24 protein-coding genes, 1 tRNA gene and 2 pseudogenes are annotated in these 21,959 nt (G+C 62.2%); 9 read left to right on the forward strand and 18 right to left on the reverse strand.

All coding sequences use genetic code 11. The features are described 5' to 3' along the window. The 8 genes and pseudogenes from RTX98_RS13025 to RTX98_RS13060 form a co-directional block, all read right to left on the reverse strand. Positions 1-200, reverse strand: a pseudogene (locus RTX98_RS13025) (ATP-dependent helicase HrpB); the annotation flags it as partial. Between the two features lie 54 nt (positions 201-254). Next, on the reverse strand, positions 255-1,346 hold the full coding sequence (locus RTX98_RS13030) for a DUF1513 domain-containing protein (protein WP_312797082.1): 1,092 nt from the start codon (positions 1,344-1,346) through the stop codon (positions 255-257). A 6-nt stretch (positions 1,347-1,352) separates the two neighbouring features. Further along, entirely contained in the window at positions 1,353-2,471 is a 1,119-nt protein-coding gene (locus RTX98_RS13035) for an imelysin family protein (RefSeq protein ID WP_312797083.1), read from the reverse strand. Continuing rightward, positions 2,440-3,963, reverse strand: coding sequence for a di-heme oxidoredictase family protein (locus RTX98_RS13040; protein WP_416223122.1), 1,524 nt, complete (start codon positions 3,961-3,963; stop codon positions 2,440-2,442). The genes RTX98_RS13035 and RTX98_RS13040 overlap by 32 nt, the downstream gene beginning before the upstream one ends. Before the next feature lie 96 nt (positions 3,964-4,059). Further along, a complete protein-coding gene (gene bfr / locus RTX98_RS13045; RefSeq protein WP_312797085.1) occupies positions 4,060-4,545 on the reverse strand; it encodes a bacterioferritin in 486 nt (161 codons plus the stop codon). Then, complete coding sequence (locus RTX98_RS13050) at positions 4,511-4,822, reverse strand: (2Fe-2S)-binding protein (RefSeq protein WP_189504016.1); 312 nt, start codon at positions 4,820-4,822, stop codon at positions 4,511-4,513. Before RTX98_RS13050 ends, bfr begins: the two co-directional genes overlap by 35 nt. 112 nt (positions 4,823-4,934) lie before the next feature. Continuing rightward, a pseudogene (locus RTX98_RS13055) lies at positions 4,935-6,221 on the reverse strand (imelysin family protein). A gap of 10 nt (positions 6,222-6,231) precedes the next feature. Further along, positions 6,232-6,741 carry a hypothetical protein gene (locus tag RTX98_RS13060; RefSeq protein ID WP_312797089.1) on the reverse strand — a complete coding sequence of 170 codons (510 nt, stop codon included), beginning with the start codon at positions 6,739-6,741 and terminating at the stop codon, positions 6,232-6,234. Positions 6,742-7,126: 385 nt separating this feature from the next. On the opposite strand from RTX98_RS13060, the gene RTX98_RS13065 reads away from it, so the two are divergent. Next, positions 7,127-8,071 (forward strand): D-alanyl-D-alanine carboxypeptidase family protein, encoded by a 945-nt coding sequence (locus tag RTX98_RS13065; protein WP_312797090.1) that lies wholly within the window; start codon positions 7,127-7,129, stop codon positions 8,069-8,071. 6 nt (positions 8,072-8,077) lie between these two features. Here the strand turns inward: RTX98_RS13065 and RTX98_RS13070 are convergent, their stop codons facing one another. The 3 genes from RTX98_RS13070 to RTX98_RS13080 all read right to left on the reverse strand — a co-directional run bounded on the left by RTX98_RS13070 (position 8,078) and on the right by RTX98_RS13080 (position 10,299). Beyond that, on the reverse strand, positions 8,078-8,695 hold the full coding sequence (locus RTX98_RS13070; RefSeq protein ID WP_312797091.1) for a copper chaperone PCu(A)C: 618 nt from the start codon (positions 8,693-8,695) through the stop codon (positions 8,078-8,080). Positions 8,696-8,751: 56 nt separating this feature from the next. After that, positions 8,752-9,138: a hypothetical protein gene (locus RTX98_RS13075; protein ID WP_312797093.1), complete on the reverse strand. Its 387-nt coding sequence runs from the start codon at positions 9,136-9,138 to the stop codon at positions 8,752-8,754. Between the two features lie 72 nt (positions 9,139-9,210). Further along, positions 9,211-10,299 carry an aldose epimerase family protein gene (locus RTX98_RS13080; protein WP_312797095.1) on the reverse strand — a complete coding sequence of 363 codons (1,089 nt, stop codon included), beginning with the start codon at positions 10,297-10,299 and terminating at the stop codon, positions 9,211-9,213. A gap of 230 nt (positions 10,300-10,529) precedes the next feature. Between RTX98_RS13080 and RTX98_RS13085 the strand changes: the two genes are divergently transcribed. Further along, the gene (locus RTX98_RS13085; protein WP_312797096.1) at positions 10,530-11,189 is read left to right on the forward strand and encodes a peroxiredoxin; all 660 of its coding nucleotides are present in this window, start codon (positions 10,530-10,532) and stop codon (positions 11,187-11,189) included. Positions 11,190-11,266: 77 nt separating this feature from the next. Here RTX98_RS13085 and coaBC read toward each other — a convergent pair whose 3' ends face one another. The 3 genes from coaBC to RTX98_RS13100 all read right to left on the reverse strand — a co-directional run bounded on the left by coaBC (position 11,267) and on the right by RTX98_RS13100 (position 13,491). Next, complete coding sequence (gene coaBC / locus RTX98_RS13090) at positions 11,267-12,508, reverse strand: bifunctional phosphopantothenoylcysteine decarboxylase/phosphopantothenate--cysteine ligase CoaBC (protein ID WP_312797097.1); 1,242 nt, start codon at positions 12,506-12,508, stop codon at positions 11,267-11,269. Between the two features lie 109 nt (positions 12,509-12,617). After that, positions 12,618-13,271 carry a hypothetical protein gene (locus tag RTX98_RS13095; protein WP_312797098.1) on the reverse strand — a complete coding sequence of 218 codons (654 nt, stop codon included), beginning with the start codon at positions 13,269-13,271 and terminating at the stop codon, positions 12,618-12,620. Between the two features lie 130 nt (positions 13,272-13,401). Next, a tRNA-Ser gene (locus RTX98_RS13100) sits at positions 13,402-13,491 on the reverse strand. Positions 13,492-13,702: 211 nt separating this feature from the next. Between RTX98_RS13100 and RTX98_RS13105 the strand changes: the two genes are divergently transcribed. The 3 genes from RTX98_RS13105 (at position 13,703) to RTX98_RS13115 (ending at position 15,960) form a co-directional block, all read left to right on the forward strand. Continuing rightward, complete coding sequence (locus RTX98_RS13105; protein WP_312797099.1) at positions 13,703-14,035, forward strand: hypothetical protein; 333 nt, start codon at positions 13,703-13,705, stop codon at positions 14,033-14,035. A gap of 90 nt (positions 14,036-14,125) precedes the next feature. Continuing rightward, positions 14,126-14,791 (forward strand): peptide-methionine (S)-S-oxide reductase MsrA, encoded by a 666-nt coding sequence (gene msrA, locus RTX98_RS13110; protein WP_312797100.1) that lies wholly within the window; start codon positions 14,126-14,128, stop codon positions 14,789-14,791. A gap of 176 nt (positions 14,792-14,967) precedes the next feature. After that, positions 14,968-15,960 (forward strand): BMP family ABC transporter substrate-binding protein, encoded by a 993-nt coding sequence (locus tag RTX98_RS13115; RefSeq protein WP_312797101.1) that lies wholly within the window; start codon positions 14,968-14,970, stop codon positions 15,958-15,960. Between the two features lie 106 nt (positions 15,961-16,066). On the opposite strand, the gene RTX98_RS13120 is transcribed toward RTX98_RS13115, so the two are convergent. The 4 genes from RTX98_RS13120 to RTX98_RS13135 form a co-directional block, all read right to left on the reverse strand. Continuing rightward, positions 16,067-16,507 carry a hypothetical protein gene (locus RTX98_RS13120; RefSeq protein WP_312797102.1) on the reverse strand — a complete coding sequence of 147 codons (441 nt, stop codon included), beginning with the start codon at positions 16,505-16,507 and terminating at the stop codon, positions 16,067-16,069. Between the two features lie 79 nt (positions 16,508-16,586). Continuing rightward, positions 16,587-16,799, reverse strand: a complete 213-nt coding sequence (locus RTX98_RS13125; protein WP_312797103.1) for a SlyX family protein — start codon at positions 16,797-16,799, stop codon at positions 16,587-16,589. Then, positions 16,796-17,224, reverse strand: a complete 429-nt coding sequence (locus RTX98_RS13130) for a thioesterase family protein (RefSeq protein WP_312797104.1) — start codon at positions 17,222-17,224, stop codon at positions 16,796-16,798. The genes RTX98_RS13125 and RTX98_RS13130 overlap by 4 nt, the downstream gene beginning before the upstream one ends. Continuing rightward, positions 17,224-18,384: an iron-containing alcohol dehydrogenase gene (locus RTX98_RS13135; protein ID WP_312797112.1), complete on the reverse strand. Its 1,161-nt coding sequence runs from the start codon at positions 18,382-18,384 to the stop codon at positions 17,224-17,226. The genes RTX98_RS13130 and RTX98_RS13135 overlap by 1 nt, the downstream gene beginning before the upstream one ends. A gap of 143 nt (positions 18,385-18,527) precedes the next feature. Here RTX98_RS13135 and RTX98_RS13140 point away from each other — a divergent pair, with 143 nt between their 5' ends. The 4 genes from RTX98_RS13140 to RTX98_RS13155 form a co-directional block, all read left to right on the forward strand. Continuing rightward, complete coding sequence (locus RTX98_RS13140; protein WP_312797105.1) at positions 18,528-20,060, forward strand: ABC transporter ATP-binding protein; 1,533 nt, start codon at positions 18,528-18,530, stop codon at positions 20,058-20,060. Further along, entirely contained in the window at positions 20,057-20,476 is a 420-nt protein-coding gene (fosX, locus tag RTX98_RS13145; protein WP_312797107.1) for a FosX/FosE/FosI family fosfomycin resistance hydrolase, read from the forward strand. Before RTX98_RS13140 ends, fosX begins: the two co-directional genes overlap by 4 nt. Further along, entirely contained in the window at positions 20,473-21,609 is a 1,137-nt protein-coding gene (locus RTX98_RS13150) for an ABC transporter permease (RefSeq protein ID WP_312797109.1), read from the forward strand. The genes fosX and RTX98_RS13150 overlap by 4 nt, the downstream gene beginning before the upstream one ends. Then, positions 21,609-21,959: ABC transporter permease subunit (locus tag RTX98_RS13155; protein ID WP_416223123.1), on the forward strand; the 351-nt coding region annotated here is incomplete at its 3' end. The genes RTX98_RS13150 and RTX98_RS13155, both read left to right, overlap by 1 nt.

The following is a 21,959-nucleotide window of genomic DNA, read 5'->3' on the forward strand; positions in this document are numbered from 1 at the left end:
GCGCGGGCCGCAAGACGGCGGGGCTCGAGCAGGAGGATGATGTTCTCGCCGCGCCATGGTGCGTTGAGCAACGCCAGTGGCACCAACGTCGTCTTGCCGGCGCCCGGCGGTGCCACGAGCACGGCCGACTTGTGTTGGGCCAGCGTCGTCAAAAGGTCCGGCAGGACGGCGGTTACCGGAAGGGCGGGCAGGTCGATCATGTTCTGCCGATATCAGCGGCAGGCGGGGCGTGGCAATGCAGGCGGCTCAGCAGCTTAGATCCGCAGGATGTGATTGTCCCAAACAAAGTCCGGCAGAACGGCTTCCGGTGTTTGCGGCGCCAGCCAGCGGCCGGTGCCGGTGCTGGACAGGAAGCCGCCACGGTCGGGCGCCAGACCGCAGACCTCCGTCAAACTGCGCATCTCCCACACCGTGCGCGTCACTGTGTCGATCAGCGCTAGACTGTTGCCTTGGGGCGAGGATACGGCCACGAGCCCGGCTTCCGGGTTGCTGGCGACCGAGCCGATATAGTTGCGGAAGCCGCCGAGCACGTCATCCGGCATGTCGAGCAGGGTCAGGCCATCGTCCCTCGTGGCATACCCCACAAGCTGCGGCCGGTCCCGTTCCGCACCCTCATATTGGCAGCCGAACCACAGCCGGCCCTGATCGTCCGCCGCCATGTGGCGGATCGAGAGCTGATGCAGGGCGGCGGGCAGCGTGTGATGCGACAGCAGCGTGCCGCTCACTCGATCGATAAAGACCAGCGACGGCTCCATCGTCGCGATGTTGAGCTTGGCGCGGCCGAAATCGGGATGGGTTTCAATGCCACCATTGGCGACAGCAAAGGTGCGGCCATCACCCATCAGCAGCATTTCATGCGGGCCGACGCCATGGGTCTTGAACTCGCCGACGCGGCGGAAGTCGTCGCGCGCATCATAAATGCCGATCATGCCTTCGGCAGCGTCGAAATCGTTCTCGGTCGCATAAAGCAGCGCGCCGTCCGGCGAAAAGCAGCCGTGGCCATAGAAGTGCCGGCCTTCCACGCTGGCGATCGTGATCGGCGGCTGCTTTCCGCCATGGTCGAACACGGTCATGAAGGTGCCGGGCTGGCGGGCAAACACAACTGAACGCCGCGATACGGGATCGAACGTCACGTCGTGGCCACGATCGGGCAGGTCGAGCGCATGCACGAGCTCTCCGGCTTCGGTCAGCACAGCTACGCCGTACTGGCCGCTTCTTCGTTGGTAAGCCGTGGCGAACACGGCGTCTGCGCGTTCCAGCGCGAAGGCCTGGCGAGAGCCGAGCGAAGCGGCAAACAGCGAGCCGGCGGCGGCGAGAAAGCAACGGCGGTCGATTAGCGGCGTCATGGGCCCCTAGTCTCCATCCAGCGACGAAAAGCCTACCGTCAGGCCGATGTCGCCGGTCAGCCGCTGGCCGACGAGGCCGGACAGGCTGCTGGTGGCGATGCGGAGAAATTCGAGGCTTGCCCGATGGGCCGGGTCGCTCAGCAGACGGTCGATCGGCTCGTCACGCTCCGGGGCGGTGATGGCTTCCGCGTTGGAGAATTCATAGTCGATGGCATCGGGGATCCATTCGCCGTCGCCCGAGACAAGCGCGCCGACACCCGACAGCTGCATCAGCTTGTGCATGGCAGCGAGATTGGCAGCCAAAGACGTCACTGTCTGACCGGAACGCCAGTAGATCGCCGACTTCGGCTTGTCGCCGTCAGGCCTGGCGCCGAGAAAGCCGTTCATGCGGACATCACGCACCTGTTCCAGACCGTGCACGACGACATCCACCAGCTCGCCCAGTGCTTCCTCGGCATTGCGGTAGCGGTCGTTGTCGGGGCCAAAGCGCGACCAGAGCCACGAAATATCGTCGGTGTCCTGCCAGGCGGCACTAAGATCATCGGCCATGCCATCGAGGTTGGCGGCAATCGCCGCTGCATAGCGGCAACGAAAAGCACCGTCAGCGGAAGTCAGTGTTTCAGCATTCGTACCGAACAGCACGAATTCCAATGCGCCGAGACCTTGCGACGCGACGCTTTTGCCGGCCAAGGTGGAAGCGTCTGTTGCTGTTTCATCCTTGCCGACAAGGATCGCCTGCACCTGTTTCAAGCCGATGCTACGCCGATCCGGCCAGAACAGAATGCGGTCTTGCCGGTTTTCGGCGGTGATTGGGCCGAAGCGGATGATTTCAGCGTGTGACCAGGCCGCGACCGTGTCGGTAAAGCCCTTGCGGGCGTCATCGAGCGAGGCTTGGGACGGCGTCGCGCAAAGCGCCTTCACGCCTTCGGTCAGCGCCTGCGTCGACTGGGCGAAGTCGGCATAAACAGGCCGAACGAAGTCGCTTATCGCGGCGGTGATGATGCTGCGTGCTTTCGCTTCGTCGATTGCAGCGCGCGCCGGCATCGCGAAAGCGAAGATTGCGATCAGAGCAATCAGGATCGTGCGCAAAGGCTCAAAGCGATTCCAGGAAGCGCACCAGCGCATCGCGATCCTCCTTCAGCAGGCCGGCATAGCTGTCGCGGGCCGTTTGCGCTTCGCCGCCATGCCACAGAATGGCTTCAGTCAGGTTGCGGGCGCGGCCATCGTGCAGAAAGAAGGTGTGGCCGACAACCGTCTTCGTCAGGCCGATGCCCCAAAGCGGCGGCGTCCGCCATTCCATGCCGGTGGCAGCACCGACCTTCTGCCCGTCAGCCAGGCCCTCGCCCATGTCATGCAGCAGGAAATCCGAATAGGGCCAGATCAGCTGGAACCGATGCGCCTTGTTCGGGGCATCGCGGCGGGTGACGAATTTCGGCATATGGCAGGACGCGCATCCGGTCTCGTAGAAGACCTGCTTGCCGCGCAGCACCTGGGCGTCGCCGACATCGCGGCGCGCGGGCACGGCCAGGTTTTGCGAATAGAAGGTGACGAGATCCATGATCGGATCCGGCGCTTCATCCTTGCCGAGACGCTCCTGAATGCCATTCGGCAGCGCGCGGCATTTGGTCTGAGACTCCGTGCAATCGCCAAAGGGGCGCGGCGCATCGGGCGAGGAAATGCCGATATCCCCGGCAAAGGCGTCCGCAGACTGACGGCGGATGAAGACTTCCTGCGCCTTCCAGCCGAAGCGGCCGACGCGTGTTTCGCCCGACAGCGGATCGCGCAAGATCTGCGCCTTACCGGAAATGCCGTCGCTATTCGCATCGTCGGGATCGGCATGGGCCAGCAGGTCGGCCGGATGGATGTCCTCCACCAGCCCAAGCCCGATCATCTGCGGCGTCACGCGCGGCGAGAGCGTGGTGTCGGGATGCAGCGGGCCGTAAGCGAGGTCGTCGATCGCATAGGTCGGCTTGCGCAAGGAAACCGTTTCGCCGCCTTCCAGCATGACCGGCATCTCCTCATAGGTGATCCGCATCTTGCCCTCGGCATCAAGGCCAGGAACGGCGAGATCCTGCAACTGCGTGCCGTAGATCGGGTCGGGGAGATTGAGAAGCACGCCATCGGCTAGCGATTTCCGCTCTTCTTCCGTCGAGGCGTCGCGTGCGAGCCGCAGGAACATGGACGTCGCGTCCGCCGCACCTTCCGGTGGATGGCCGCGACCATCCTTCAGGTGGCAACTCTGGCAGGCGCGCGCATTGAAAAGCGGCCCGAGACCGTCCGACGCCTGCGTCGAGGTCGGCGCGGTGACCCAGACCTTGCGGAACATGCCGTTGCCGAGCTTGAAGGTGCCTTGTTCCTCGAAGGTTATGTTGGCCGCCGGTTGCGAAAACGCATCCTGGTTCGGCAGTTTCTTGGACGTGCCGGCGCCGCCTTGCATCGTCTCGAAGTCTTCGGGCTTGGAGAAGTCGGTTGCTGGCCGGGTGACGGCCTGGACGCGCTTGAGGTCCTTGGGCGTGAGATCATCCCGAACAGCGGGGATCGTCTCGGCAGAGCCGGCAAGACCCGACGTGGCAGCCATCATCGTGGCTGCAAGAACAAGAAAAATCGATCGGCGCATGATGGCGTTCAACCCACCATGGCCGGCAAGGCCGCGCTGACTGTGGTCGCGCGAAACCCGAGGCAGCGCGTTTCAGCGCCGCCTCGATGTCGATTGTTACTCGGACTCGTCGGCCGAAGCCGCGTTGAGCAAGCCGTAACGCTCTTCGCCGATCCGGTTGAACAGGTCGAGCTGGGTTTCAAGGAAGTCAATATGACCTTCCTCGTCCTTGAGCAGATCGTCGAACAGCTGCTTCGTGACGTAATCGCCCAGTTCCGAGCAGATTTCGCGCGAGCGCTTGTAGGAGGTGCGGGCGTCATATTCGCCGGCGAGATCGGCTTCCAGCACTTCCTTGACGTTCTGGCCGATGCGCAGAGGACCGACCTTCTGGAGATTGGGATGACCTTCCAGGAAGATGATACGTTCGATGATCTTGTCGGCGTGCTGCATCTCTTCGATGCTTTCCGCACGCTCCTTCTTGGCGAGCTTCTTGAAGCCCCAATCATCGAGAAGGCGGTAATGCAACCAGTATTGGTTGACCGCGCCGAGCTCGAGGAACAGTGCCTCATTAAGCCGCTCGATGACTTGTGGTTCGCCCTTCATTGCGATTGCTCCCGAATTGATCGCGCAATCCGCGCACGCGATCCAGATGTGAAACGACATCACCCGCGTCGCCTGCAGTGCGCGCGTGGTAATTTTCGGTAACCCGAATGATCGTTTCCACCACATTTGGGAAGCAGCCGCAACAGCGGCCACGCTTGGCGAGCCTGTGGTAAACTTTCGCAGGGACGATGAGCTGCCAGGCGTCAATGTCCAGAAGCTCGGTGATCGCCGTCTCGATCTCCTTCTCGGTTATGATGTTGCAATGGCAAACAAGCATGTCACGTCACCATTCCCTGACGTGGCGCGTCGCGGAACGCGCCACCCTCGGTACGCCGTTTGCGGTTCGGGAGCATTGAACCGCAAACGGTAACTCACGCCCTCATAGGCGCTTACTGAAACACCTTGTCGGGAGCATCCAGACTGTCGGAGCCCTCAAAGGCAATGGCATCGAGCTTCAGCGCCGCGACGGCGCGTTCCAGCGATTTCGTTTGATCCACCAGCGCATCGATCGCGGCCTGCACGGTGGCATTGCCGTCCGCGTTGCCTTCGCCGATCTGCTGGTCATAGGCCTCGCCTCCCTTTGCACGATCAGCCATCGCCTTCATCTTGGCGTTGGTCGTGTCGAGCTTGGCCTTGAGTTCGGTGTCGACCGCAGGATCAGCCGCAGCCACCAGCGACGACAGCGAGGAGCCTTCCACCGTCTTGCCATCCAGGCGCTTGTAGTGGCCGAGATAGACATTCTGGATGCCGAGCGCGTCGTTCAGATGCGAATTGTAGGTGTTATCGGAAAAGCAGTCGTGCTCTTCTTCCGGATCATGCAGCATGAGGCCAAGCTTCATGCGCTCGCCGGCGAGTTCGCCATAAGACAGCGAGCCGAGGCCGGTGAGGATGACCGAGAGACCAGCTTTCGGATCGGCATCGAGCACGGCCTTGCGCGCTTCGCCGTCATCGGCCCAATTTGCCACCATCTCCTCGAGATCGGTCACCAGGAGGTCGGCTGCGGAAGCGAGATATTCGGCGCGGCGCTCACAATTGTTGTTGGTGCAGTTGGCCTTGTCGTAGTCGGTATAAGGACGCTCGCCCGAACCGGCCTCCGTGCCATGCAGGTCCTGCCCCCACAGCAGGAACTCGATGGCATGATAGCCGGTGGCCACATTGGCCTCGATGTCGCCGGCTTCCTGCAGCGTGCCGGACAGGAATTCCGGCGTCAGCTTGGAGGCATCCACCGTTTCGCCGTTGATCTTGATCGAGGGGTTGGCGATGACATTGGCGGTATAAAGCGAGTTTTCGTCAGACTCGGTGCCGTAATTGGCATCGACCTAGTCGATCAGGCCCTCGTCCAGCGGCCAGGCATTCACACGGCCTTCCCAATCATCCACGATCGGGTTGCCGAAGCGGAACGCTTCCGACTGCTGGTAGGGCGCGCGGGCGGCAAGCCAGGCTTGCTTGGCTGCGTCCAGCGTGGCGTCGGACGGCTTGTCGAGGAAGGCGTGGATCTTGTCGTCCAGCGTCTTGGCGGTGGTCAGCGAGTCCTCGTAAACGGCATGCGCGATATTCGCATAGGTCGTCAGAACCGCCTTCTCGTCCGTCGCCGCATTGGCCGGGAGAAGAAAGACCGCTGCCGTCAGCACGGTTGTTGCTGCGATGGCTGCCAGCCTGGCCGTTTTCGGCGTCATATCTTCCCCCTCAATGAACGGTTGCGGGCCGCTGCGACCGCGCAATGATGTCTTCGATCGCGCGGCGCGGGATCGGCAAAAGCGTGTGATCGAGCCGCGCCAGCGTTTCGGCAAGCGGTGCAGCCGCGCGAGCCAACTCACCGCAGCGCAGCGGGCAGCTCATGGCGCCGGCGCATAGTGATGCCGTGTCCTTGTCGTCATGCTGCAGGCCAGCCACGAGGCCGAGCGCCAGGCATTCCTCGCGCGACACATGATGGGCGCCGAATGGAAATGCACGCAGCGGGCAGGATGCGCACTTACGCAAAGCCCGCACGAAGCGCGTCATGTCGGTGATGGCACGCGGCGCTTCGACCTCGCCGAGCAGCGCTTCATACAAGGACCAGCTCAGCTCCCACGGCGCGATCGAGCCGGTTTCGAAACCGGCGATCATGCGGCGATAGCCTTCGAGCACCAGCTTTTCCGGCGCGCGGTCGAAATAGGGATCGTTGTGCCCGTTGAGATCGGCGAGGCGTGACAGCATCAGCGCGCGCCTCCACCGGAGCGCACTGCCTGGCCTTCCGCACGCAAAAGCGCGGCATTCAAAAACATCAGTCCTCCAATCAACCGGGTTCAAGGCCCAGACATCAAAGGCGCGCCGGGATGACGCGATTGGTTGTAATCTTTGCAGCGAGAACCGTTCCTGTCAACGGCCAGCGACAAAAAGTCCAATTGGATCAATAGTTTAGAATTATTCTAAAGTAGACAACGAAGTGAAGGTTTGTGGCCGCGGCCGCGCTTCAGCGCCATTCATCCTTTGGCAACGGCCGGTAACGCATTGTCTGCGCAAGCCTGACATGGCACGAAGCGGGAAAATCGCCGCAGCCTTCCTTTTTCAAAGCCTGGCGCAGCCGCGCCGGAGGACCCCCTTGCCGCACTCAGCCACTCGCCGCTTCTTCCTGTCCGCCCTTGTGTTGCCGCTTGCTTTGGCGCTTGGCGCCTGCAGCACTACGAGTGGCGGCACCACATCCGCGATCACCCCGAACGCCGCCGCTGTGCCGCCTTTGGCGTCAGAGCGCTATGCGGCGATCGTCGTGGATGCCACGAGCGGGCGCAAGCTTTACGGCTATGAAGACGGCAGCCAGCGCTTCCCGGCATCCATGACCAAGATGATGACGCTCTATATGCTGTTCGAGCAGATGCAGAGCGGGCGCATCAACAAGACCACGATCATTCCCGTGTCCCCTTACGCCGCCGCGCGTCCGCCAACGAAGATCGGCTTCAAGCCCGGCGAAGGCATCGACGTGGATTCGGCCATCAAGGCGCTGGTGACACGCTCGGCCAACGATGTCGCGACCGCGGTCGGCGAGTTCCTCGGCGGCGGCTCGGAACAGCAGTTCGCGCTGATGATGACGGACAGAGCGCGTTCCATCGGCATGCGCGACACCCGCTTCCAGAACGCATCCGGCCTGCCCGACCCCCTGCAGGTAACGACGCCGAAGGACATGGCGACGCTGGCCATCATGCTGCGCCGCCAGTTCCCGCAATATTACAGCTATTTCTCGGTCACCGAGTTCTCATTCCGCGGCAAGACCATCCGCGGGCACAACCGCTTGGTCGGCGGCGTCGAGGGTGTGGACGGCATCAAGACCGGCTATATCCGCGCGTCCGGCTACAATGTCGCGACGTCGGTCACACGCGGCGGCCGCCGGCTGGTGGTGGTGGTGATGGGTGCCGACAGTTCCAAGCAGCGCGATGGACAGGTGGCGCAGCTGATCGACGCTTTCCTGCCGTCGCGCAACGGGCCGTCTAGCTTGCCCGGCGCACTGGCGGTGCTCGACCCCGGCGCCCTGCCCGGGGTCGTCGCGGAATAGAACCTGCTACTTGGCGTGGCCGCTATGGTCGGCCACGCCGTCTTCTATCGCTCCGTGGTCCATCCCGTCCATTGAACCATGATCCATGGAACCATGGTCCACGCTGCCATGATCCATGGCGCCCTCGGCCGCCGGCTTGCCGCCAGGCGTTCCGCCGATGGTTTCCACGGCATAGTCGACCTCGACCGAGCCGGCCTTCTCGAAGACCAGCGTGCCCTTGAAGCGCTCGCCCTGCTTGGCCTGCTGCTTGAGGCCGACAAACATCAGGTGATAGTTGCCGGGCTCAAGCATCACCGTTTCGCCGGCCGGAATTTCCACCCCCCGTTCAACCGGGCGCATGGTCATGACGCCGGTGCTGGAATCCACCGATATCTGGTGGATCTCGCCCTTCTCCGAAATGGCGGACGACACGGAAACGAGGCGATCGGCCGTGTCACCGGTGTTCTTGATCGAGAGATAGCCGGCCGCCACCTTGGCGCCGGGAGGCGTCGCGCGCGACCAAGGGTGACCGATGTCCAACGTTCCGGCCTTGTATTCGTGGGCGGAGGCGAAGGGGCTGGCAGCCAGTAGAAGAGCTAAGCCAAGGCCTGCCGCACGCAGCGGCGAGGATAAAAACAGATGCATGATGGGTATCCGACTGGAGCGCCGACGGCGCTGATTGGTCTGAGAAGCGGTTTGTCTCAGGCCAGGATCGGAGGGCCACGCGGTTGATGCGCGTGCCCGGCACTCACCCGCAGCACGGGCGCTTTGGCGAAGCCATGGTCAAGTCTGGACGCGATCCTGACCGGAAGCGTCCAGCCATGTTGCGGCGGGGGTGCCGAGGCAACAGCTGCGGACAAACAGCCGACGCCGCAGCAAGCCGGCACGGAGCCATGATCGGCAGTTCGGTTGTGATGCCCGCCTTCGCTCAAGCAAAGCAGGTTGCCGAAGATGTCGCGCTGCGGCCCGGACGCCAGAGCACCGGCCGCAAAAGCGCCGAGCGTGAATTGCAGCAGCACTGCGCATGACAGAACCAACGCCAGAACAAGCGCCGTGCCGTTTCGCCGTTTGATGCTACCTTCGATCATCAGCCTGTTCTTAGCACGTGGCATGATGCGCTGACAGCCGCACCTACCCTTGCGGCATTATGCGCCACGCGCTCAGCGCGCACCGGTTGTTTCAGCGGAAAAGCGGTAGATCGACCGGTGTCGATAGGTTTCACCGGGATCGAGCCGAGCGCTCGGGAAATCCAGCCGGTTAGGGGCGTCCGGCCATGCCTGAGGCTCCAGGCACAGCGCATCGCCTTGACGCGCGATCTGTCCGTACTTGCCGGCCCAACTGCCATCCAGCATGTTGCCGGTATAGAACTGCAGCCCGGGTTGATCCGACAGAAGCTCCAGCACTCGGCCGCTATGCGGATCTTCCAGCCGTGCGATCAAGCGCGGTTCTTCGCTCGCTTGGTCTGACAAACAGAAGCAGTGGTCGATGCCATGCGCGATCAGCACCTGCTCGTCCACGTGCCGCAAATCGCGGCCGATCGGCTTCGACTGGCGGAAATCGAACGGCGTGCCGTCAACAAAGCGGGGTTCGCCATCGGGAATAAGGCCCGCCTTGACCGCCAGGAAACGCTCGGCGGGGATATGAAGGTGATGATCGAGCACGCTGTGCGGATGCTCGACGCCGCCGAGGTTGAAATAGCCGTGATGGGTCATGCCGACCACGGTCGGGCGGTCCGCGGTGGCCTCGAACGTCATCGACAGCTCGGTTGGCGCCGTGAGCCGGTAGGTGACGGATGCCTTGAGTGCACCAGGAAAGCCTTGATCGCCGTCCGGACTGACCAGGCTGAGGCGCACGAAGGGCTCCGGCTCCGCGACAAGATCCTCGATCGTCCAAAGTTTGTGATCGAAGCCTTCCTGCCCGCCATGCAGCACATTCGCGCCCTCGTTGGCCAAGAGTTGCACCGCCTCTCCGTCAAGCTGGAAGCGGGCACCTGCGATGCGGTTGGAGAAGCGGCCGATGGTTGCGCCAAAGAACTGGCGATCGGCCATGTAGTCCTCGGGATCGTCATGGCCGAGCACGACATCGGCGCGTTCGCCCGCCGCATCCGGCACGAACAAGGCCTGGACCGCAGCGCCCAGCGTGATGATGCGCACTTCCAATCCGCCCGGCCAGGCCAGCGAGACGCACTCAACCGTTAGGCCAGTGCTCAACGTGCCGAAAACAGACCGTTCCACATTTCCCGACATCATCCACTCCAGCGATACCTGCGCGCGTAGAGTTGCCGTGCCTCCAGCCGGGAGGCAAGAGGACGAAACCTCGCATGGCGCAGTTGGAATGATTTTCTTCAAGCACCCATAAAAACAGGGAAGTTCTACCTAGCGATGCCCAGTCACGCAGCATTCTGCCTCGCCCTTTCCGCTGCTCGCCCTATGATCAGTCGATAACCTGTCCGCCACGCCAAATTGCCTAGGAGAGCCCGATGAGCCTTCGCATCAACGACACCGCCCCGGATTTCACCGCCGAAACAACGCAGGGCGTGATCCACTTCCATGATTGGATCGGCGATGGCTGGGGCATTCTGTTCTCGCATCCAAAGAACTTCACGCCGGTTTGCACCACCGAACTCGGCACGATGGCTGGCCTTCAGGACAAGTTCGCCGAGCGCAACGTCAAGATCATCGGCATTTCCGTGGATCCTGTCGAAAGCCACGGCAAATGGAAGGAAGACATCAAGACCGCAACCGGCTTCTCAGTGGAATACCCGCTGATCGGCGACAAGAACCTCGAAGTCGCCAAGCTCTATGACATGCTGCCGTCGGATGCCGGCTCATCCTCGGAAGGCCGCACTCCCGCCGACAATGCGACTGTGCGCTCGGTTTACGTCATCGGCCCGGACAAGAAGATCAAGCTGATCCTGACCTACCCGATGACCACCGGCCGCAACTTCGACGAGATCTTGCGCGCGCTGGATTCCATTCAGCTCACGGCCAAGCACAAGGTTGCGACGCCCGCCAACTGGAAGAATGGCGACGACGTGATCATCACCGCCGCCGTTTCTGACGATGAAGCCAACGAGAAGTTCGGCGGCTTCGAGCGCGTGCTGCCTTACCTCAGAAAAACCAAGCAGCCCGCCGCTTAAACACGAACACGCCTCCCAAGGCCGAAAGCCGGATGCTCACGCGTCCGGCTTTTTTCATGCGGGAAGGCGGTACCGCCCTAAACGGTGATCGTTTCCAGCCTGCGCGCGATCAACTCGGCCAGACGCTCGGCGACTTGCGCTTTGTCCATTTCCGGCCATTCCTCGACGCCCGAGCGGCTGACGATCTTCACGCGGTTGCGCGCCCCGCCCATGACACCGCCGGCATTGATCCCGCTCGCAACCGACACGTCATTGGCGACGATGAAGTCGGCACCTTTGCGATCGAGCTTGGCGGTGGCGTTCTGGCTGACATCCTGCGTTTCGGCCGCAAAGCCGACAACCAGGAAAGGGCGTCGCGCATGCTTGCCGATGCCGGCGAGAATGTCCGGGTTTTCCACCATGGCCAGCGTCGGCGGCCCGCCGGCACCCTTCTTGATCTTCTGATCGGATTCCGCGTCCGTGCGCCAGTCGGCAACCGCCGCCACCATCACAGCCGCATCGGCCGGCAGCAGCGCTTCCACCGCGCTTTGCATCTGGCGCGCCGTTTCGATGTGGGTGGTGTGGACACCAATAGGATCGGGGATTGTCACCGGTCCGGACACGAGTTGCACATCGGCGCCAAGCCGCGCCAAGGCGCCTGCAATTGCGTGACCCTGCTTGCCCGAAGAGCGATTGGCGATATAGCGCACCGGATCGATCGGCTCATGCGTCGGACCGGATGTCACGATGATGCGGCGGCCGGTGAGCGGCTTTTGCCCTCCATCCAGCAGGCTTTCGACGGCGGCGGCAATCTCCAGCGGCTCGGCCATGCGTCCCTCGCCCGCCTCGTTCTTTTCCGCCATCTCGCCCTTGTTGGGGCCGATGAAGTGTACGCCGTCACCCGCCAGCGTTTCGCGGTTACGGCGGGTAGCGGGGTGGCTCCACATCGCCGGGTTCATCGCCGGCGCCATTAGAACGGGCTTGGTTGTGGCCAGAAGCACGGCTGATGCGAGATCATTGGCATGGCCATGGGCGAGCTTGGCCATCAGATCGGCTGTCGCCGGCACGACGGCGATCAGATCGCAATCGCGCGCCAGCCGGATATGGCCGACATCCTGTTCGTCCTGGCGGTCGAACAGGTCGGTGAACACATGATCGGCCGTCAGCGCACCGACAGCCAGTGGCGCTACGAAGTGCTGTGCGGCGGATGTCATCACCGCCCGCACACTCGCGCCGCGCTCGCGCAAACGGCGGATGAGGTCGAGCGCCTTATAGGCAGCGATACCGCCGCCTATGATCAGCAGGATGCGCTTGTTTTGGAGCCGCTGCCCGGTCGCCATCCGTGTTCACCCTCGAAGCTTCCGATCCCCAGCAATTGGCCAAGGGATCGGGACTGATCATGCTTCGATTGGCTTAGCGTCGATTGCCCTCGGCTGGCAACTCCGTGCCTTAAAGCTGGCGCAGCGATCCGCGAGCGGGGAAAGCGGCAAAGGCGGCGATAGCAAAGAACACGGGAATGCCCAGTTCCAGAACCTCCTCGGCCACAACCGACAGATAGGTCGGCTGCACATACACGCCGATCACCTGCAGGTTGGACGAAAAGCCATCCAGCACCTTGGAGAATACGGCGCAAAAAGCGCCCAACGCGACTGCGATCGCCACCGGGCTTGCGCGGCGCAGACCTTCGAGGAAGAGCCGCAAATGCTTCTTCACCAGCACGACGGCGGTGATGCCGAGCAGAACGAACACGACGATACCGAACAGCTTCTCGATGATCGGCACATCCGGCGACACGTACAGCGTGGTCTTGGTGATGCTGTAGGTGGTGAAATGGGCGTGGAAATCCATTTCGCGCAGGCACATTGCGAGCGGCACGACCACCAGCGGCCAGTTGTCGGAGAGTTCAGCCCACGTCATCTCGCGCATCAAAAGCACGATCACGACGACATAACCGGCCGCCGAGAAGATCTGCACCGGCCCGCCTTCGCTGATGTAAAATTCGCGCATTTCCTGCGAGCGGAACAGGAAGGGGATCACCAGCAGCAAAGCAAGCGTGATGATCGCGATCAGGATATGGGTGGTAAACGTCTTTGTTGAACGCATGATTTTCTTTCAAGACGAGCAAAGGAGCCTCGCCTCGACGGGCAGGCCAGACCGGTTATGTGTTCTTAGAAATTTGAAAAGGACTGCTTCAAAAAAGCCGTGCGTGCCAAATAGCACGTGCCAGAAATGCTGGCGGAGAGAGGGGGATTCGAACCCCCGATACGGTTTCCCGTATACACACTTTCCAGGCGTGCGCCTTCAACCACTCGGCCACCTCTCCACGGTCTTCGAACTGTCGGCGCGAGGCGCAACATCCGAGGACGCGCGCTTCCTAGTCGATTAACCGGCGAATGCCAAGGGTGTTCGATGCGTTCTGTTCAGCCTTCTTGGCCAAGCCCTTCCAATGGCAACATGAAGCAGGCCGACATTGCGCGACGCTGCCGCCATGCTTATCTCTAGGCAACACCAGCAACCCACGATCGGAGCTTTGTTTGCGCCCCATCCGCTTCGTTTTTCGCCTGCTTTCGGCCTTGGCGCTCGCGCTGGCCGTGATCTTGGCGGTAGGCGATGCAGCGCGCACGATCGCGGCCTCGTCGTTGCAAGTCACACCGCTTATGACAAGCTGGCTGCGAACCGCACCAGCGGGCGCGGAAGCGGCGGAAAGCTGGGTTAAGACGCATCTTGGCGCGCCCGCCTGGGACTGGGCGTTCGTCCCGGTGCTTGGCCTTCCCGGCTTTCTCGTCTTCGGCGTGATCGCGCTTTTGTTTTACGCGCTCGGTCGCAAACCAAAGCCTCGGCCGGGACGGATCGCAGGAACGGCCTGACGCGTTGTGCGCCTAAGGCTCAGTTTGAAACAGACTTATCACCCATGACCCGGCCGCTCGCGGCTGCATCACCCGAGGAAAGGCATATCCATGTTTTCCATCAGCGATCTCCTGAACAAGAAGACCACGATGCCGACGGCGGCCAATGCGCTGCCCGGCCGTGAACAGCCCATTCCCACCGCGCATAACCATTACGTGTCGCATATCCCGCTCAAGGGCGAACTGCCGGAAGGGCTGGAAACCGTTTATTTCGGCATGGGCTGCTTCTGGGGCGCCGAGCGCCTGTTCTGGCAAACGCCCGGCGTTTACCTGACCTCGGTCGGCTATGCCGGCGGCATTACGCCCAACCCGACCTATCGCGAAACCTGCACCGGCTTTACCGGACAGGCCGAGGTGGTGCGGGTGGTGTATGATCCCACCAAGATCACCTTCCCCGAACTTCTCAAGATCTTCTGGGAAAATCACGATCCGACGCAAGGCATGCGCCAGGGCAACGATGTCGGCACAACCTATCGCTCGGTGATCTATGCCACCACCGATGCGCAGCTTCAGGCCGCGATCGCTTCGCGCACTGCCTATCAGCAGGGCTTGGCGGCTTCGCGCTTCGGCGAGATCACCACGGAAATCGAGCCGGCGCCGGTGTTCTATTTTGCCGAAGAAGAGCACCAGCAATATCTCGCCAAGAACCCCGGCGGTTATTGCGCTTTGCGTGGCACCGGCGTCGAATGCGTCGGCATGGCGCAAGCTGCCGAGTAGAACGTTCTGCTCACCATCCCGGTAGAGCGGCAAAATTGCACGTGAAATTCGCCCTTTCGCGTGCAACATTGGGCCCCAAGCGGGGCATGACCCTGTTATCTGCCGCGAGCCCTCAGCGCTGTCTGGCGCAGGCTCGTGGCAGTCATCCAAGCAAAACCGACAGGGGTGCGGACACGATGAAATCTTTCCTTCTAGGCCTGCTGACCGCGACCGCGCTGAGCGTTCCTGCGCTTGCGCAGGAAGAGATTGCGCCGGCGCTGATGTTTGATCTCGGCGGCAAGTTCGACAAGTCCTTCAACGAAGCGTCCTATCATGGCGCCGAGAAGTTCAAGGGCGAGACTGGCATCAACTATGTCGAGTTCGAGATCTCCAACGAAGCACAGCGCGAGCAGGCTGTGCGCCGCTTCGCCGAAGATGGCCGCAACCCGATCGTGGCGATCGGCTTTGCCTGGACCTCGACCCTCGAGGCTATCGCGCCCGAGTTCCCGGAGGTCAATTTCGCCATCATCGATTCCGTGGTCGATGCGCCGAACGTGCAGTCGATCGTCTACAAGGAACAGGAAGGCTCCTATCTCGTGGGCATCATGGCCGCGCAGGCCTCCCAGTCCAAGAAGGTCGGCTTCGTCGGCGGTATGGACATCCCGCTGATCCGCAAATTCGATTGCGGCTTCGTGGGCGGAGCCAAGGCTGCAGGCGCAACCGAAGTGATCCAGAACTATACCGGCGACACGCCGGCTGCCTGGAACGATCCGACCAAGGGCGGCGAAATCGCCAAGTCGCAGATCGGCCAGGGCGCTGACGTGATCTATCATGCGGCCGGCGGCACCGGCATCGGCGTGCTGCAGGCGGTGGCGGATGCCGGCAAGCTCGGCATCGGCGTCGATTCCAACCAGAACATGCTGCAGCCCGGCAAGATCCTGACCTCCATGGTCAAGCGCGTCGACGTTGCCGTTTACAACGCCTTCAACGACGCCAAGAACGGCACCTTCAAGCCGGGCATCAACAATCTCGGCATCAAGGAAGGTGGCGTGGATTACGCCATGGACGAGAACAACGAGAAGCTCGTCACCGAAGAGATGAAGGCTGCGGTCGAGAAGGCCAAGGCCGACATCGTATCCGGCGCAATTCAGGTTCACGACTACATGTCGGACAACGCCTGCCCTTACTGATCGTACGATCAAAGCCAAAACAAAAACGCCGCCGGATCACCCGATCCGGCGGCGTTTTTCATGGTGGATGTGTGCCGTCGGATCGGAGCGATCCGACAAGCCTTGTTCAGCCAAACCAGGCGGTTACCGTCGGCAACAATTCCGGATGCGTCACCAGACTTCCAACCCCTGCCATAACTAGGCCCGTCCCGAAGGCAACGACAGCACCTGTCAGAATATGAAGCGGAAGCGTGCTCTTCATCTCGGCGACCGGACCGCGCCCACGATCATTGGCCGGCCACATCACGCGCAGGCTGCGGCTGCTTTTTTGGCCCAGCTTCTTCAATCCGGCTGTGCGACGACGCCACTGCGTGTCGACGATCACAGCATCGGTTTGATCGATGTCAGCCCAGTCGAGCGAAGAAACGGGTGCATTCCGAGAAAATGCAATGACTTGACCGGCGGAAGACCCCAGCGGTTCGGCGGCAGCTGCCAAGCGCGCGTTACGCACCCGCACATCAACCGAAGGAGCCAGTGTCGTATCGATCAGTCTGCAATCTTCGATCATGGGAGCCGCCTTGCGAACCTAACCTATGTGACGGTTTAACGACGGACTCGCTCGCTGGTTCCTGAACAGATGTTCAGATTCACCAGTGTGGCGGCTTGGTCACAGCGATTTCCGGCGCGGTCTGTTCTTCCACTTCGAGGAAGCGGTCGGTCAGTAGGTCAAGCTTCTTGCGCAGACCCTCGATCACCTTCCATTGCTCGGCAATCTCGCCGGACAGTTCCTGGATCACGTGATCCTGCTCGGCAGCGATGCGTTCGAGATCGACGATACGCTCCTGGTCGCTGGCGGTCATGAGGCGATCGTCTCCAAAGTGGTGCGCAGCCGGTCGTTTAGCAACTTGGGCCGCCGCGTTTCCCGGTCGACATAGACATGCACGAAGAAGCCTTCCGCCGCAGCAGTCAGCTCATCATTGCGGAACAGGCCGACCTCATAGCGCACGGAGGATGTGCCGAGCTTGGCGACCCGCAATCCCGCATGCACCACATCGGGAAAAGCGATCTCGCCGAAATAACGGCAGCCCGTTTCCACCACGAGCCCGATCTGGTCGCCGCTTTTAAGATCAAGCACGCCCTGCTCGATCAGCCAGCCATTCACCGCCGTGTCGAACAGCGAATAATGCACGACATTGTTCATGTGACCGTAAATGTCGTTGTCCATCCAGCGGGTGGGAATGGTGCGGAAGGTCTTGTAGGCCCCGCGCAAACTGCCTTCCGCCATCAGAACGCCGCCTTGTAGATCGCCAGAGCAGCGCTTTCGGTGACCGGACGCGGATTGTTGACGAGCAGCCTGCCCTGCTTCATCGCGTCGGATGCAAGCTTCGGCAGATCCGCTTCCGTAATGCCGACATCGCGCAAACGCTGGGGCAGGCCAAGCCGCTTCGACAGTGCGGCCAGCGCGTCGATGAAGCCGGCGGTTTTCCCTTGCGTGCTTGGTTCATCCACGAGTTCCGGAAAAGCGTCGCCGGCGATCTCGGCATAGAGATGCGCGGCATCCGGCGCGTTGAAGCGCAGCACATGCGGCAGAACCAGCGCGTTACTTAAGCCATGCGGCACATGGAACGTACCGCCGATTGGATAGGCCAGCGCATGCACGGCCGCCACCGGCGAATTGGCAAAGGCTTGGCCGGCCAGCATGGAGCCGAGCAGCATGGCCGAGCGCGCTCCGGTATCCGACCCGTTCGTCACCGCGTTTTCAATGTTGGCGCCGAGCAGTCGCAACGCCTCGCGAGCGAGCGTCTTCGACAGCGGATTGTTGTTGGCGCTGGTGGAGGCATAGGCTTCGATCGCATGCACCATGGCATCGATGCCGGTTGCTGCCGTGATCGCCGGCGGAAGGCCGAGCGTCAGATCGGGATCGAGCAGGGCGATATTGGGTTGGATCAGCGGCGACGACACGCCACGCTTTTCCTCCTCACCCACCGTGATGATCGAAACCGGCGTCACTTCCGACCCCGTTCCCGCCGTGGTTGGCACGAGGATCAGCGGCAAGCGTGGTCCCTTGGCCTGCCCTACGCCCCAGGCCTGATCGAGATCTTCATTCGAGCCCAGCAACAAGGCCGCGAGCTTGGCAACATCCAGCGAAGACCCGCCGCCAAATCCGATCACGCCGCTGACATGCGCGTTTCGCCCTGCCGCAACGGCCGCTTCCAGCGTTTTGCGCGACGGATCGGCTTCCACCTGATCGAAGATCGTGACCGCGACGCCGGCCGCTTCCAGCGACGCGAGCGCCGGATCGCAGAGGCCGAGCTTACGCAGGCCGGAATCGGTCACGAAGAGGATCGTCTCGCCGAGCCGCGGTGCGGAGATTTCGCCTAGCCGCGCGGCGCTGCCGGGTTCGAAGATAAGGGATGGGGCGGTGTGGAAGCGGAAGCTTTGAATTGTCATATCGGGAAATTGACAATCCGCTCCGCATTTGTCGAGAGTGGAACCGTCGAGCCCGTCCGGCAGGGCCTGATGGAACGGTCGCCGCCGGCGGTTATTCCTGATAACAACAAGAACCATCCGGAAATCGGGAACCACGCATGGCGAACGCCGCGATCCAGCTCATCGGCATCAACAAGAGCTTCGGACCCGTCCACGCCAATCGCGACATCCATCTCGACGTCCCCCGCGGCACCATTCACGGCATCATCGGCGAAAACGGCGCAGGCAAGTCCACGCTGATGTCGATCCTCTACGGCTTCTACCAGGCCGACCGCGGCGACATCCTCGTCAACGGCACCAAGGCCTCGATCAAGACGCCCAACGATGCGATCGCCGCAGGCATCGGCATGGTGCACCAGCACTTCATGCTGGTCGACAACTTCACCGTCTTGGAGAACATCATCCTGGGTGCGGAAGGCAATGCGCTGCTCAACACCAGCATCAGCAAGGCCCGCGCCGAGTTGAAACGGCTTGAGCGAGAATATGGCCTCGAAGTCGATCCCGATGCCGTGGTCGAAGATCTCGCCGTCGGCCTTCAGCAGCGCGTCGAAATCCTCAAGGCACTCTATCGCGGCGCCGACATCCTGATCCTCGACGAACCCACTGGCGTGCTGACGCCCGCCGAAGCCGACCACCTCTTCCGCATCCTCGCCCGGCTGAAGGAAGAGGGCAAAACCGTCATCCTGATCACCCACAAGCTCAGAGAGATCATGGCGATCACCGACAATGTCTCGGTGATGCGCCAGGGCACGATGGTGGCGACGCGCAAGACCGCGGAAACCACCGTCGAGGAACTGGCCGAACTCATGGTCGGCCGCCGCGTCCTCCTGCGCGTGGAAAAAGGCCCCGCCAATCCCGGCGCGGTGAAGCTGTCGGTGAAGAACCTGACGGTCCGCGATGCCCGCAAGGTCGAGATGGTGAAGGACGTCTCCTTCGAAGTCCGCGCCGGTGAGATCGTCGGCATCGCGGGCGTCGCCGGCAACGGCCAGTCCGAACTGATCGAAACCATCGCCGGCCTGCGCAAGGCCCTGTCCGGCACAGTGCTCCTCGATGGGGAGCCGATCGACGTTACCGGCACTGCCGATCCCGGCGAGTTGCGCGATCGCGGCCTCGCCCATGTGCCGGAAGACCGTCACCATGTCGGCCTCGTGCTTGCCTATGAGGAACAGGAAAACGCCATCCTCGGCTACCACGACCACAAGCAATATCTCACCGGTTTCTTCCTGAATCGCTCCGCAATTCGGGCGGATGCGGAGGAAAAAATCCGGAATTACGACATCCGACCGGCAAATCCGCACCTGAAAACGGCGAATTTTTCCGGCGGCAACCAGCAAAAGATCGTGCTCGCCCGCGAGATCGAAAAAGACCCCGGCGTCCTCATCGTCGGCCAGCCGACTCGCGGCGTCGATGTCGGCGCCATCGAATTCATCCACAAACGCCTCATCGCCATGCGCGACGCCGGCAAGGCGGTGCTGCTCGTTTCGGTCGAACTCGACGAAATCCGCTCCCTGTCCGACCGCATCCTCGTGATGTTCGACGGTCGCATCGTCGGGGAACGCGATGGGGAAGCGGGCGAAGGGGAACTCGGCTTGCTGATGGCCGGCGTGGAACGGCGGGAGGCGGCGGAGTGATCCAGGGCCTGTCGCACATGACCTTCGTCACCCGCGATCTCGAGCGGATGACAACCATCCTCACCGAGGTCTTGGACGCGCGCGAAATCTATGCGAGTGGCGACGACACCTTCTCTGTTTCGCGCGAAAAGTTCTTCCTGATCGGCGATCTCTGGATCGCGATCATGGAAGGCGAGCCGCTTCCCACCCGCACCTACAATCACATCGCCTTCAAGATCGACGAAGCCGACTTCGACCGCTACGCGCAGCGCGTAAAGCAACTCGGCCTCGACATCCGCCCGCCTCGCCCACGGGTGGAAGGCGAAGGACGTTCCCTGTATTTCTACGACTTGGACAACCACATGTTCGAACTGCACACGGGCACGTTGTCCGAACGGCTTACGCGCTACGAGCGCCCCGCAGAGGCACTGCCATGAGCGTCCCCTACGCCAAACTCCCGCGATGGGTCGACTATGGCCTGATCCCGCTCATCAACCTCATCGTCGCCTTCGCCGTCGCCGGGCTCGTGGTGCTGCTCGTCGGCGAAAGCCCGTTTCGGGCTGCGGCCATCATGGTGGAAGGCGCGTTTGGGCGGGGGCAGAATATTGCTTATACGCTGTTTTATGCCACGAGCTTCATCTTCACCGGCCTTGCCGTCGCGGTCGCTTTCCATGGCGGGCTGTTCAATATCGGCGGCGAGGGGCAGGCCTATGTCGGCGGGCTTGGCGTCGTGCTGGTGGCGCTGAACCTCGATGGTGTGTTCCCGTGGTGGGTCAACTTTCCGCTGGCGGTGATCGGTGCGGGATTGGCGGGGGCTCTGTGGGCGCTGATCCCAGCCTATCTGCAAGCCAAGCGCGGCTCGCATATCGTCATCACGACGATCATGTTCAACTTCATCGCCGCCAGTTTGATGGTCTACCTGCTGGTTGACGTGTTGAAGCCGCTTGGCCAGATGGCGCCGCAAACGCGCGCCTTTGCCGAAGGCGCGCAGTTGCCGAAGCTCAACTGGATCATCGAATTGTTTGGCGCGCGCATTCGCTCCGCGCCCTTCAACATCTCCTTTCTTCTCGCACTCGCAGCTGCCTTCGGCGTGTGGGTGCTGATCTGGCGCACCAAGCTTGGGTATGAAATCCGCACGCAGGGTCATTCGCCGAAGGCTGCGCGCTACGCCGGCATCGGTGAAGCCCGGATCATCATCATCACCATGATGATCTCCGGCGCGCTGGCCGGCATGATGGCGCTGAACCCGGTGATGGGCGCGCAGAACCGGCTGCAGCTCGATTTCGTGACGGGTGCCGGCTTTGTCGGCATCGCAGTGGCGCTGATGGGCCGTTCGCATCCCGTTGGCATCGTGCCGGCGGCCATCCTGTTCGGCATGCTGTATCAGGGTGGTGCGGAAATCGCTTTCGAAATGCCCGCGATCAGCCGCGACATGATCGTGGTGATCCAGGGACTGGTGATCCTGTTTGCGGGTGCGCTCGAACACATGTTCCGGCCGGCGATACAGACCTTCTTCGCCAGCCTGGGCGCTGGCAAGCCGGTCGTCGCCGCAAAAGAGGGCCGCGCGTAATGGAGTTCTTCGCCACCCTCGTCACTGTCCTCGACTCAACGATCCGCCTGTCGATTCCGCTGCTGCTCGCCTGCCTTGCCGGCCTTTATTCCGAGCGCGCCAGCATTTTCGACATCGGGCTGGAAGGCAAGATGCTGGCCGGTGCGTTCGCTGCCGGTTCTGCGGCCTTTGTCACCGGTTCGGCCTGGGCCGGCCTCGGCATGGCGATCGTGGTGGCCGTGGCGCTGGCATTGGTGCACGGTTTTGCGTCCATCACCCATCGCGGCAACCAGATCGTGTCGGGCGTCGCCATCAACTTCATCGCCGCCGGCTCCACCATCATCCTCGGCCAGGCCTGGTTCGCGCAGGGC

Source organism: Tianweitania sp., from assembly GCF_032053605.1.
In the GTDB taxonomy this organism is placed as follows: Bacteria; Pseudomonadota; Alphaproteobacteria; order Rhizobiales; family Rhizobiaceae; genus Tianweitania.

Coding starts and splice junctions, on each gene's coding strand:
- RTX98_RS13030 (WP_312797082.1), bottom strand. CDS start 1,346: ATGACGCCGCTAATCGACCGCCGTTGCTTTCTCGCCGCCGCCGGCTCG.
- RTX98_RS13035 (WP_312797083.1), bottom strand. CDS start 2,471: ATGCGCTGGTGCGCTTCCTGGAATCGCTTTGAGCCTTTGCGCACGATC.
- RTX98_RS13040 (WP_416223122.1), bottom strand. CDS start 3,963: ATGCGCCGATCGATTTTTCTTGTTCTTGCAGCCACGATGATGGCTGCC.
- bfr (WP_312797085.1), bottom strand. CDS start 4,545: ATGAAGGGCGAACCACAAGTCATCGAGCGGCTTAATGAGGCACTGTTC.
- RTX98_RS13050 (WP_189504016.1), bottom strand. CDS start 4,822: ATGCTTGTTTGCCATTGCAACATCATAACCGAGAAGGAGATCGAGACG.
- RTX98_RS13060 (WP_312797089.1), bottom strand. CDS start 6,741: ATGCTGTCACGCCTCGCCGATCTCAACGGGCACAACGATCCCTATTTC.
- RTX98_RS13070 (WP_312797091.1), bottom strand. CDS start 8,695: ATGCATCTGTTTTTATCCTCGCCGCTGCGTGCGGCAGGCCTTGGCTTA.
- RTX98_RS13075 (WP_312797093.1), bottom strand. CDS start 9,138: ATGATCGAAGGTAGCATCAAACGGCGAAACGGCACGGCGCTTGTTCTG.
- RTX98_RS13080 (WP_312797095.1), bottom strand. CDS start 10,299: ATGATGTCGGGAAATGTGGAACGGTCTGTTTTCGGCACGTTGAGCACT.
- RTX98_RS13085 (WP_312797096.1), top strand. CDS start 10,530: ATGAGCCTTCGCATCAACGACACCGCCCCGGATTTCACCGCCGAAACA.
- coaBC (WP_312797097.1), bottom strand. CDS start 12,508: ATGGCGACCGGGCAGCGGCTCCAAAACAAGCGCATCCTGCTGATCATA.
- RTX98_RS13095 (WP_312797098.1), bottom strand. CDS start 13,271: ATGCGTTCAACAAAGACGTTTACCACCCATATCCTGATCGCGATCATC.
- msrA (WP_312797100.1), top strand. CDS start 14,126: ATGTTTTCCATCAGCGATCTCCTGAACAAGAAGACCACGATGCCGACG.
- RTX98_RS13115 (WP_312797101.1), top strand. CDS start 14,968: ATGAAATCTTTCCTTCTAGGCCTGCTGACCGCGACCGCGCTGAGCGTT.
- RTX98_RS13120 (WP_312797102.1), bottom strand. CDS start 16,507: ATGATCGAAGATTGCAGACTGATCGATACGACACTGGCTCCTTCGGTT.
- RTX98_RS13125 (WP_312797103.1), bottom strand. CDS start 16,799: ATGACCGCCAGCGACCAGGAGCGTATCGTCGATCTCGAACGCATCGCT.
- RTX98_RS13130 (WP_312797104.1), bottom strand. CDS start 17,224: ATGGCGGAAGGCAGTTTGCGCGGGGCCTACAAGACCTTCCGCACCATT.
- RTX98_RS13140 (WP_312797105.1), top strand. CDS start 18,528: ATGGCGAACGCCGCGATCCAGCTCATCGGCATCAACAAGAGCTTCGGA.
- RTX98_RS13150 (WP_312797109.1), top strand. CDS start 20,473: ATGAGCGTCCCCTACGCCAAACTCCCGCGATGGGTCGACTATGGCCTG.